Source organism: Rhodoflexus caldus, from assembly GCF_021206925.1.
Lineage (GTDB): Bacteria > Bacteroidota > Bacteroidia > Cytophagales > Thermoflexibacteraceae > Rhodoflexus > Rhodoflexus caldus.
The window spans coordinates 192923-204805 of the sequence record NZ_JAJPRF010000001.1 but is presented as its reverse complement, the minus strand read 5'-3'; the positions used below and the strand labels follow the sequence as shown (position 1 = coordinate 204805).

The following is an 11883-nucleotide window of genomic DNA, read 5'->3' as shown; positions in this document are numbered from 1 at the left end:
CTGCCTTTGCACAATAAGAACCAAAAGCAGGCGTTAATGATGTGAATTTTGTTAAACCAATGCTTGAAAAAACTTAAACAAATTCTTGCAATTGTGTTTAACGATTTTTAAATTTGCTTAAACAAAAATTATCATCGCCATGACAGCATCAGAATTCAGCCATTCAATTAAAGATATGACTTCATCGCTGAAACCATTTGCGATGAAGCTCACCAAAGACGTGGAGGAGGCGAATGACCTCTTACAGGAAACGATGCTGAAAGCTTTTATCAATCGTGAAAAGTTTGCAGAAGGTACTAACCTGAAAGCATGGCTTTATACGATTATGAAGAATACTTTCATTACTAACTATCAGCGATTAGTACGTCGTAATACGTTTATTGACTCTACCGAGAATTTGCACTACATCAATTCATCGGCAAACATTACGCATAATTTGGCATTTTCCGCATTTATGATGGCTGATATCAATAAAGCTATCGAACATCTGGATGAGACTTATCGTATGCCGTTTATGATGCATTTCCGCGGGTTTAAATACCATGAAATAGCAGATAAATTGCAAATACCTATCGGTACGGTAAAAAACCGCATCCATATTGCCCGCAAAGAGTTGAAGGAAAAACTGAGCATTTACGCCACTAATATGAATTAGCTTTTTATTTCCACCAGTTATGATGTAATAAAAAAAGCCACCCCGATTTTCAGGGTGGCTTTTTTATTGGTTATTGGTTGATTACTTCTGTACTTCTTCGTAATCTACATCGGTAACATCCGGGTTGCTGCTGTTACCTGCCGTACCGTTTGCGCCTGCTGCGTTGCCATCGGTTGAGGCATTAGCACCTGCGGCTTGGTAGATTTCCTGAGATGCTGCGTTCCATGCACCGTTCAGGGCTTCCATGGCGCGGTCTATGGCTGCCACGTCTTTCTGCGCATGTGCATTGCGAAGGTCGGCCAAAGCTGCTTCAATGGCTGACTTGTTGCCTGCCGAGAGCTTGTCGCCGTATTCTTTCAACTGCTTCTCGGTTTGGAAAATCATAGAGTCTGCCGCATTGACTTTCTCTATTTTCTCTTTCTCAGCCTTATCTGCTGCCTCATTGGCGCGTGCCTCATCGCGCATGCGCTGGATTTCCTGTTCGGTCAGACCGGAAGAAGCCTCAATACGGATGTGCTGTTTCTTCTGTGTGCCCAAATCCATCGCTGAAACGTTCAGGATACCGTTGGCATCGATATCAAATGTTACCTCGATTTGCGGAACACCGCGCGGTGCAGGTGGAATACCATCCAAGTGGAAGCGACCGATGGTGCGGTTGTCTTTTGCCATGGCACGCTCGCCTTGCAACACGTGGATTTCCACTGAAGGCTGGTTGTCGGCCGCCGTAGAGAAAATCTGTGATTTCTTGGTCGGAATGGTTGTATTTGCTTCAATCAGTTTGGTAAATACGCCACCCATGGTTTCAATACCCAACGACAGCGGAGTTACGTCCAGCAAGAGTACGTCTTTTACTTCACCTGTCAATACACCGCCTTGGATAGCTGCACCAATCGCCACTACTTCGTCGGGGTTTACGCCCTTAGAAGGCTTTTTGCCGAAGAATTTTTCAACTTCTTCCTGAATTTTCGGAATACGGGTAGAACCACCTACCAAAATCACCTCGTCAATATCAGCAGGAGTCATACCGGCATTTTTCATGGCGCGGCGGCAAGGCTCCAATGTGCGCTGTACCAAGTGGTCAACCAACTGCTCGAACTTAGAACGGCTCAGCGTGCGTACCAAGTGCTTCGGAATGCCGTCTACAGGCATAATGTAAGGCAGGTTGATATCTGCCGTTGAAGAACTTGACAACTCTATTTTAGCTTTTTCAGCCGCTTCTTTCAGGCGTTGGAGTGCCATCGGGTCTTTGCGCAGGTCTACGCCTTCGTCTTTCTGGAACTCATCTGCCAGCCAGTTGATAATGCACTGGTCAAAGTCGTCGCCACCCAAGTGGATATCGCCGTCGGTAGATTTTACTTCAAATACGCCATCGCCAAGTTCGAGGATGGAAATATCAAAAGTACCGCCGCCAAGGTCAAATACGGCGATTTTCATGTCTTTGTGCTTCTTATCCAAGCCGTAAGCCAATGCTGCGGCCGTAGGCTCGTTAATAATGCGTTTTACATCCAAACCCGCAATTTGTCCGGCTTCTTTGGTTGCCTGACGTTCTGCATCGTTGAAGTAAGCAGGTACTGTAATAACCGCTTCGGTTACGGTAGTGCCCAAGTATTCTTCTGCGGTGGCCTTCATTTTCTGAAGAATCATAGCAGAAATTTCCTGCGGCGTGTAGAGGCGGTCTTTGATACGCACGCGTGGCGTATCGTTGTTACCGCGTTCCACTGTGTAGGAAACGGTAGCAAGTTCGCCTTGCACGTCGTTAAATTTTTTACCCATGAAGCGTTTGATGGACATTACCGTATTTTTAGGGTTGGTAATTGCCTGACGTTTAGCAGGGTCGCCAACTTTTCGTTCGCCGTTGTCCATAAAAGCTACGATGGAAGGCGTTGTGCGTTTGCCTTCGCTGTTTACAATAACGGTAGGCTCGTTACCTTCCATTACTGCCACGCAAGAGTTTGTTGTACCAAGGTCAATGCCTATGATTTTTCCCATAATTGTTTGTCGTTTTATTGCTGTTGTAAGATTGAACGCTGTAATCCAGACGCGTAAAAAACGCTTTATTACAGTTTCGCAAGGCATGTGCCACGCCTGTATTTTAGCAATAAGCCTGACATAATGGCAGGGAAAAGTTTAGTTTCGGTGGAAAAGCACTTGCAAAATGACAATAACCGTCAGTGTAAATAAACTGCTGAGCAGTGCTGTCAGGATAGTTTGGAAAATATTGGTGAGGGTGAGTGATTCAAAAAGGAAAAGGCTGAGATGATGCAGCGCGACCGTGATAAAACCGTAAGTCAAAAACCAGCGCATACCCATTAAAAAAAGGAAGGGTTCGGCCGACATGTCATAGCCTCCGCTTGGCACAATCAGGTTTAGTATATAAGGTCTGGCAAATGCCAGTAGTACGCAGGCGGCTGTATGCAGCCCTCCGGTTGCATAAAAAACATCGGTCAGGAAGCCCAAGGCAAATGCAATGAGCATAAGCTGCCATGGCTTGGTATTCAGTGGCAACAACAGCAGCGGCAGAATATAAACCAAACAGACAGCCCGATTGAAAAGAGCAATGTCTTTAAAAAAGACGATTTGCAGCAACAGATAGACAGCAAACCGAATGAGTATAGCGGGGTACTTTTCAATCATTGGATTGTTGTATTAATCTGTTTTTGGGATGGCTACCTGTTGTTTGAGCTTGTTGATTTGTTCGGCCAGCTTATGTTTGACAATGTAAACATGGTTCAGCGTAGCATAGTTGGTGTTGAGCCGCACTTTTAAGTCCAAAAAGGCATTTCCTCCGATAGCCGAAGAACCGTAGTTGATATGAGAGATAACCCCTAACGGTAAATCGGGGGGATAAACCGCATTGAAACCGGCAGTAACAACGGTATCGCCAAGGGCTATTTTTTCGTGCTGACCTATGTAGAGCAGGTCGGCTTCCGTGATGTTGCTGCGCCCCCATTTGAGCGTGCCTAAAACACCCAACCGCTTTACTCGTGCAGATACGCTTAGGTCGTTGTGCAGAAATGAGTAGGCCACAGATGCGTTCTGCGTGCACGACCGTATTTTGCCAACCACGCCATTGGCCGTAATAACCCCCATGCCGGGTTCTATCCCGTCGTTGGTTCCTTTGTCAAGGATGATGAAATTGTTTTCAAAGGCTACCGAATTTTGAATGACACGTGCGGCAATAAAACTGTATCCTCCGGTATAGAGTGAATCGGGGCGTTTTTCGCTGCCTGCTGTGCTGCGCTGCGCCAGCCTTTTCAGGAGCAGCGCATTTTCTTCTGCCAATACCTCATTTTGTTTTTGCAGGTAGAGATATTGAAATACCGACTCCCTTGCCTGATTAAAGGAGGAGGCTATGTTGTTGGTCAATGTGAAAAAAAAGGCACTTTGGTATGCGTTGCTACCTTGTATCAGCCCCCAGGCTATCGTTTCCAAAAACAAAAACAAAAAGAAGTTTCTGTAACGCGCCAGCAAAAGTAGTAATTGCCGCACTGTTCCAAGTCAGAATTAAGTCATCAAAACACCTTTGTACTCATTGAGTTTGGCAAGCGCAATGCCTGTACCTCTTACAACGGCACGCAGCGGGTCTTCGGCTACGTGAATAGGCAATTTGGTTTTCATGTAGAGGCGCTTGTCTAAACCGCGCAGCAGTGCACCACCGCCGGTTAGGTGGATGCCGTTGTCGTAAATATCGGCAGCCAGTTCCGGAGGTGAACTTTCTAACGCTTTGAGAATGGCTTCTTCAATTTTGGAAATGGACTTGTCAATGGCAAAGGCGATTTCGGGGTATGACACCTTCACTACTTTGGGGATACCGGTCATCAAATCGCGTCCGCGCACTTCGTAGTCGTCGGGTGGGTTGTCTAATTCGGCAAGGGCTGAGCCGACTTCTATCTTGATGGTTTCAGCAGAGCGCTCGCCGATGAGCAGGTTGTGTTGGCGGCGCATGTAGTCCAAAATATCACGGTTGAAAACGTCGCCTGCGGTGCGTACCGATTGGTCGCAAACGATACCAGAAAGCGCGATAACGGCAATTTCGGTAGTACCGCCGCCAATATCCACAATCATAGTACCCACAGGTTTTTCTATGTCAATACCTATACCGATGGCTGCTGCAATAGGCTCGTGAATCATGTACACCTCTTTGGCGCCGGCATGTTCGGCAGAGTCGCGAACGGCGCGTTTTTCTACTTCGGTAATGCCCGAAGGGATACAGATAACCATGCGGTGAGAAGGAGTAATCAAACGCTTGCCGGTGTCTATCATCTTAATCATGCCGCGAATCATGTGCTCGGCAGCGTGGAAATCGGCAATTACGCCATCGCGCAGCGGGCGTATGGTTTTGATGTTTTCATGCGTTTTTTCGTGCATCATCATTGCCGACCTGCCGATAGCAATTACCTTATTGGTTGTTTTGTCCATCGCAATGATAGACGGCTCATCTACCACAATCTTATTTTTGTGCAGAATCAGCGTATTTGCCGTACCTAAATCTATGGCAATGTCGCTGGAGAACATGTCAAAAAGTCCCATCTCTTACTCTACTTTATCGGCGTTTGATTATTTTTTATTTGGCAGTGCAAAACTATGCAATTTAACTTAGCTTAATCGTTTTTCTTTTTCTTCAAATCTCCCCGTTTAATGGATTGTATAAACTGTGCCCATGCAAAGGGATTTAACAGGGGCAAAGTTGTTGCAAAGTTGCGGTTAGCCATTGTGTTAATACTTGTGTTCATGTAGTTACGATAGTTCAGGCTGCCGTCCATGGGCATGGCTGCCGACATGCGCACCAATCTTTCTTGTGCCAAATTCCGTTCCATGTTTTCATATTTTTCTTGGTCGGGCAATTTGAGCGCGATAAACGCTTCTTTGAACAGTTCTTCGGTAGGGAACGGCAAAATCTCTACTTCGGGCAGGAAGGTGGTTTCTATTTTGAGGTTAATCATGACCGAAAAAGCGTTGTCTTCGCGGCGTGGAATAACCATTTTGTGTGTTTTGTAGCCAACGGCGCTGATAACAACCGTATCGCCTACCAGCGTAGGCATAGAGAAGTAGCCGAACTGGTCGGTTACGGTACCGCGTCCGGCGCGGGGTACATATACGTGTACGCCTCGCACGCCATAAGAGCTGTCGCCTTCTACGATGATGCCCGAAAAGGTAATTACTTTGCGCTCGCCTTGCGCCTGTGCGTGTGTTGCGGTAAGCAGTCCTGTAACTAACAGCAGCCCTGCTATTATGTAAATTATTCGGTTCATTGTTTAAGCCCTCCTAAGTGTTCTACTTCTTGAACGGTTTCCATAACTTTATCGGTTAGCGATTGTTTGAAAAGCGAAAGTGCTTCGGCTACCCGACGGTCGTAGGTGCTGATGATTTGCGCAGCCAGAATACCTGCATTTTTAGCGCCGTCCAGTGCTACGGTAGCAACCGGTACGCCTGCGGGCATTTGCAAGATGGAAAGAACTGAGTCCCAGCCGTCTATGGAGTTGGAAGACTTGACCGGTACACCAATTACGGGCAGCGTGGTGATGGAAGCCACCATGCCGGGCAGGTGTGCTGCTCCGCCTGCACCCGCAATAATGACTTTCAAGCCTCTTTCCCGCGCACTTTGTGCATATTCTACCATGCGCAATGGGGTGCGGTGTGCCGAAACAATGGTTAGCTCGTAGGCTATTTCCATTTCTTGCAACACCTCTGCCGCCTGCCGCATAATGGGTAGGTCAGATTTACTCCCCATGATAATGCCAACCATTTAATTCAATTTTTTTGCCGAAAAATAATGAAAAACAAAACAAGCCAGCGTAATCATCAGCCCGAAACACTCGCGTGATTCTTCTATGTACATACGCTCTGCCGACATGCCGCTAATCAGGCTTACGTCGGAATGATTCATCAGCCAATCAAAAACACTTGGCAGCAAATACAAAATGCCGCCCGTATAAACAACCAGCCCCACTGTAATCATCCACAGTTGATAAAAGCGAAATATTGCCAGAAAGGATACAACTGCCGCATACCCGTATATAGCTACCCACAAATAGGGGTCGGGGTCGTTCAGTTGAAACCATGCAAACAGGGCGAAAATGCTTGCCAGTAAGCCATTGGCAATTTTTAACAACATACGTATCGGGAAAGTTTATGCGGCAATTTACGAACTAAGCCCCGATTGCCCGCTAATCAGATGCCTAAAATTCGTTAAAAACGTTCTAAGCAGATAAATAATTCGTTGCCTTGGCGAGGTTGGATGCTGTTGTAGCAGGGTGCGAAATGTCGGTAGCGGAAGTAGGGGTCAAAATAGCGGCGGTATTCGTCCGCATGTCCGCCAAAGGGCGGGCGGTCGCTGTTCATGGGCGCATTGAACAGTACGCCGGTCAGTTTGCCCCCGGGAACAATTATTTCGTGCATTTTGCGGGCATAGTCCGTCCGCAAGTTGGGGTGTAGGGCGCAGAAGAAAGTTTGCTCTATCACCAAGTCAAATGAGCCTTTCAGGTGGAAGAAGTCGGTTTCCAGCAACTGGCTTTCAGGGAAGTCGGGTATGCGATTTTGCAGGTTTTCCAATGGCTCGGCGGCAATGTCTGCCACAAACACATGGCGAAAGCCTTGCTGCCAGAGGTATTCTGCCTCGTAGGCGTTGCCTGCTCCGGGAATGAGGATGCGGCTGTTTTTGGCCGATTCGGGCAATTGGTCTATGTATGCTTTCAGCGGTGTGCTGATGCTGCCAATGTCCCAGCCTGTTTCGCAGGCACGGTAGCGGTTGCTCCAATACGATTTGTCTAAATTGAGTTGTGTCATTGCTGTAAAGTGTTAAAAATCAGTTGTTTAAAAAGTGATTCATCGGAAAGAAACTGTACACTGACGGGTTGAAAAAACGCCGTAACAGGCGCATGTATTTGTTGTAGCAAGGGTTTGAGTTTGACCATGTCTTTTTCGGTGCATAGCAATACGGCCTCGTGTTTTTGGCAGGCACTGATGATTGTCGCCACATCCTTCATTTGGTATTGGTGGTGGTCGGCAAAGTGATAACCTGCCGCAATGGCAAATTGCTTTTGCATGGCATCTGCCCAAGCCTGATGTTTGGCAATGCCCGACACAAGTATAACCTTTTCGCCTCGATTAAGGTTTGGGGTTGTTCCCCAAAAAAATTGCGGAGGAGCGTAGGTAATACCGGTGAAAAAGACGGGTGTTTCAGGCTTGGCATATCGGCGAACGGCTGCCGTTATTTGGCTTCTGTTGTCCGCTGTGATGGTTGGCAGGCATTTGGTAACAATAACGGCATCGGCGCGATTAGCCCCGCTGCGCGACTCCCGCAGACTCCCGCGCGGCATCACAAAGTCTTCATAGAACGGGTGGCTGTACTCGGTGAGCAGCAGGTTGAGCCGACGACCTATTTTGCGGTGCTGATAGGCATCGTCTAACAGAATCACCTCTGTTTCAGGGTGGGCAAACAAAATTTCGGGAACGGCTGCTACGCGGTCTTCACCAACGGCCACAACTATCCGATTGCCAAATTTGGTGAAATACTGCATGGGCTCGTCGCCAATGGTTGCGGCGGTTGCCTCTGCATTGGCCAACAGGAAGCCTTTGGTTTTTCGGCCATAGCCGCGACTCAAAACCGCGATTTTCTTCTCAGGTATCAACAACCGAATCAGGTATTCGGTCATGGGGGTTTTGCCTGTTCCGCCTACTGCCAAGTTCCCCACACTGATAACGGGCAGTTCAAAGTGAATTTCGGGCTTGTTGCCGATATCGTACAGGTGGTTGCGGAAGCGCATGAGGCTGCCATACAAGGCGGCAGGCAATGCGGTCAGGAGATGCCAAAGGGGATTTTGAGGAGGTACCATGATAAAAGTAAATCAGTAGCAAAATAAATCGGCATTTCGGAATCCGGATGGGGGCGGATTTAAAAATCGGCGAAAACTGTGTTATACGCGAACCTGACAGGTATTGGATATCTGTCAGGTTTAAATACCTGTATTTCAGCAATTTAAGTAAAGCATTTTTCGCAAACCTCTTGTGTTTTTGTATAATGGCTCATTGGCTTACATAATGCCTCCGTATTCGCCTATCTGCCCATGATTCTGTTGCTTTGCAACACAGCGGGTAATGCGGTGATATGTAGTGGAAAGTTAAAACAAACCCGACAGCTCGCAAAGAGTCGTCGGGTTTGACGCGGATACTACTTCAAAAGCCAATTAGTAGCCGAAGATTTCTTCCAAGCTCAGTTTTTTCACTTCGCCGTAGCGGTTCAGTTCGTCCAACTTGATTTTTTGCTCGGAAGCTACTACGCAATACACATACGGTTTGCCGGACAGTTTTTCTTTGTGGAATTGTTTCACATCGTCAAAGGTAAACTTCTCCAATGCTTCGTAGGTGGCTTTGCGTGCTTCTTCTTTCAGCCCCAAGTCTTTGGCCGACAAGTAGGCGAAGATAACGCCGTCGCGGGTTACGCGTTCGGTTTCAATAGACTTTCTCAGGCTCTTGCGTGAAAGTTCAAACATGTTTTGAGCTTCGGGAATGTCTTTCAGCAGCTCGTTCATGCCTTCCATTGCATCGTGGATTTTATCGGCTTGCGTACCGATATAACCGGTCAGCGTATAGCGGTCTTCTTTTTTGGAAGGCTGGCCGTAGGTGGCGAAAGTACTGTATGCCAATGCTTTGGCTTCGCGCAGCGATTGGAACACCACCGAACTCATGTTGCCGCCGAAGTATTCGTTGAACATTTGCACGGTTGGCGTAAGCGTTGGGTTGTATTGTTCGGTTACGCGAATCCACGAAATTTCGGCTTGCACCATGTTATAGTCGGCAAACAATACCTGATTTTTTTCGGTAGGAATGCGGTTGTAAGTTACAGGTGCAGGCAATTGTTTGAACTCGGCCGGCAGTGGCATCAGGCGGGCAACATCGGCGCTGATTTCGTTCATTGCTTTGGGGCCGTAATAGATGACCATGTGCGGATAGTCGAGCACCGTGTGCAGAATGTCCACTAATTGTTGTGGCGTAATGGCGTTGATTTCGTCATTGCTCAATGTTGTATTGAACGGATTTTTTGCGCCGTAAGTGGCATAGCTGCGCAGCCCTTGCATAATCGCCTGCTTGTTCAGTTTGGCATCGTTGCGCGATTTGATGATACGTGCTTTCAGCATTTGCCATGCCTGTTCATCGGCTTTGCAATTGCGCAGTACGTGCTGTAAAAGTTCCAGTGTTTTTTCCATGTTTTCCTGCAAACCGCTCACCACCAACGAAGTAGTTTCTCCGCCGGCATTGGCGTTATAGCTTGCTGCAAGGGCATAGAACGCTTTGCTCAGGTCTTCGGCAGAGTACTTGTTCGTACCGAGGAATTGCAGGTATTGGAAAGCGTAGGGCAGCAGTTTGTTGTTCCAAGAACCAAGACCTTCTATGCGGAAAATAAGGCGATACAGTTGGTTATCGGTATTTTGTGCATACAGCAACTCTACTTTGTCGGCAATTTTGCTGCGTTTCAGGTCTTTCTCAAAGTCCACAAACACCGGTTTTACTTCTGCCATCGGAATGTTGCTTACCTGCTTGAAGAAATCAGACTGTGCGTCGCGGTTCAGTGAAACCGGTGTAATAGGTGGTTTCGCCAGTTTGAGCACGTTTTTGTCTTCGCCTTTGCGCTTGTAAACGATTACGTAGTTGTTGCCGCAATATTTGTTTACAAAATCAACAATGTCTTTTTTGGTGATTTTGCTCATTTCGTCGGATTGACGCAGGTAGGCATCCCAAGAGTTGGCATAGTCTAAGCTGAAAGAACGCATGATGGTGAGCGCACGTGCGTTGTTATTCTCCGACTGTTGCAGGTAGCTCAATTTGGCGTTATTGACAATGGCTTGAATGATAGATTCGTCAAAATCGCCTTTTTTGAGTTTTTCTAACTGACCCAAAATCAGGTCGCGTACTTCCTCGAGCGATTGTCCTGCTTTGGGCGTTCCGCCAAACTGCCATACGCTGTAACCGCGTGTTTGGTTAGCGCCTGAAAAACTGTTTTGTACCAACTGTTTTTTGTTCAGGTTCAGGTCTAACAAACCTGCACCGCGGTTAGACATAATGTCATCGGCTACGGTTAGCAACAGAGAAGCACGGCGGTCTAACAAACCGGGCATACGGAAGCCGAATATTACGTTTTCGGGTGTCGGCCCGAATACTTCGCGCACAATCGGCTCGGTAATTTCTTTCTCGGGTGCGGCCTTGTAGTCTTCCACCGGTTTGCTTTTCATCCAAGCAAACGCCTTTTCTACCTTAGGCATTACCTCTTCCGGGTTCAAGTCGCCTGCCAGAATGATGGCCATGTTGTTAGGCACATAGTAGGTTTCGTAGAACTTGCGGATGCGGCGCGGGTTAGGGTTTTTCAGGTGTTCTTGGTCGCCGAGGATGGACTTATTGAGGTGGTATTTCTCAAACAGGGCAGCATACAGGGCTTCGCTTGCTTTGCGGCCGTCGTTGTCCAATGAAATGTTCTTTTCCTCATAAACGGTTTCCAATTCGGTGTGGAAAATGCGGAACACGGGGTTTTGGAAGCGTTCGGATTGTACGGCCAAATAGCGGTCTAAGGCATTGGAAGGGATGTCTTCCAGATAGCTGGTGTACTCATAACCGGTGAAGGCATTTGTTCCCTGTGAGCCCATGCTGGACATCAGTTTGTCGTACTCGTTGGCAATTGCCAATTTGGCAGCTTCATTGGAAACACGGTCAATTTCGCGGTAAATGGCGGCGCGCTTGGCTGTGTCGGTGGTTTTGCCGTACTCATCGTACAAATCTTCAATTTTGGTGAGCAGGGCTTTCTCTTTTTCCCAGTCGGTAGTGCCAAACTTGCTTGAACCTTTAAACATCAGGTGTTCCAGATAGTGCGCAAGGCCGGTATCGGTGCGGGGGTCATTTACTGCGCCTGCACGGGTGGTTATCATGGTGTAGATGCGCGGCTCGCGCTTGTTTACGCTAAGCACTACGGTCAGGCCGTTGTCCAACTTGTAGAAACGCGCCCCAAACGGATCATTGGTTACGTAGCGGTAAGTGTATTTGCCGGTTTTGCCGGTTTTCCACTCATAGCTCTTGGGCTGAGCATAGGCAACTATTGCCGTCAGCCACAAGGCGAGGCTGAAGAAGAATAGTTTTTTCATGTGTTGATGAATGAAGGTTTAAGATAAAACATGTAGGGCAATGTTAGCCCATAATTGGTTGTTTTGCAAATAAATCTTACAAGCGCAGGCAGCAGGTAA

The 11883-nt window shown here is 47.5% G+C and carries 11 protein-coding genes; 1 reads left to right on the top strand and 10 read right to left on the bottom strand.

Annotated features, from left to right (window positions below; translation table 11 throughout):
• Positions 1-139 precede the first annotated feature (139 nt).
• Entirely contained in the window at positions 140-655 is a 516-nt protein-coding gene (locus NDK19_RS00825; RefSeq protein ID WP_250629928.1) for an RNA polymerase sigma factor, read from the top strand.
• 81 nt (positions 656-736) lie between these two features.
• Here NDK19_RS00825 and dnaK read toward each other — a convergent pair whose 3' ends face one another.
• The 10 genes from dnaK to NDK19_RS00775 all read right to left on the bottom strand — a co-directional run bounded on the left by dnaK (position 737) and on the right by NDK19_RS00775 (position 11784).
• Positions 737-2644, bottom strand: coding sequence for a molecular chaperone DnaK (dnaK, locus tag NDK19_RS00820; RefSeq protein WP_250629927.1), 1908 nt, complete (start codon positions 2642-2644; stop codon positions 737-739).
• 138 nt (positions 2645-2782) lie between these two features.
• Positions 2783-3289 (bottom strand): hypothetical protein, encoded by a 507-nt coding sequence (locus NDK19_RS00815; RefSeq protein ID WP_250629926.1) that lies wholly within the window; start codon positions 3287-3289, stop codon positions 2783-2785.
• A gap of 12 nt (positions 3290-3301) precedes the next feature.
• Positions 3302-4087 carry a rod shape-determining protein MreC gene (gene mreC / locus NDK19_RS00810; protein ID WP_250629925.1) on the bottom strand — a complete coding sequence of 262 codons (786 nt, stop codon included), beginning with the start codon at positions 4085-4087 and terminating at the stop codon, positions 3302-3304.
• A gap of 72 nt (positions 4088-4159) precedes the next feature.
• Positions 4160-5185 carry a rod shape-determining protein gene (locus NDK19_RS00805; protein ID WP_250629924.1) on the bottom strand — a complete coding sequence of 342 codons (1026 nt, stop codon included), beginning with the start codon at positions 5183-5185 and terminating at the stop codon, positions 4160-4162.
• Positions 5186-5256: 71 nt separating this feature from the next.
• Positions 5257-5907, bottom strand: coding sequence for a carboxypeptidase-like regulatory domain-containing protein (locus NDK19_RS00800; RefSeq protein ID WP_250629923.1), 651 nt, complete (start codon positions 5905-5907; stop codon positions 5257-5259).
• Complete coding sequence (gene purE, locus NDK19_RS00795; protein WP_250629922.1) at positions 5904-6401, bottom strand: 5-(carboxyamino)imidazole ribonucleotide mutase; 498 nt, start codon at positions 6399-6401, stop codon at positions 5904-5906. The genes NDK19_RS00800 and purE overlap by 4 nt, the downstream gene beginning before the upstream one ends.
• Positions 6402-6770, bottom strand: coding sequence for a transmembrane 220 family protein (locus tag NDK19_RS00790; RefSeq protein WP_250629921.1), 369 nt, complete (start codon positions 6768-6770; stop codon positions 6402-6404).
• Between the two features lie 74 nt (positions 6771-6844).
• Complete coding sequence (locus NDK19_RS00785) at positions 6845-7441, bottom strand: methyltransferase domain-containing protein (RefSeq protein WP_250629920.1); 597 nt, start codon at positions 7439-7441, stop codon at positions 6845-6847.
• Positions 7438-8490, bottom strand: a complete 1053-nt coding sequence (lpxK, locus tag NDK19_RS00780) for a tetraacyldisaccharide 4'-kinase (protein WP_250629919.1) — start codon at positions 8488-8490, stop codon at positions 7438-7440. Before lpxK ends, NDK19_RS00785 begins: the two co-directional genes overlap by 4 nt.
• Before the next feature lie 351 nt (positions 8491-8841).
• Positions 8842-11784, bottom strand: coding sequence for a M16 family metallopeptidase (locus tag NDK19_RS00775; protein ID WP_250629918.1), 2943 nt, complete (start codon positions 11782-11784; stop codon positions 8842-8844).
• Between the last annotated feature and the right edge of the window lie 99 nt (positions 11785-11883).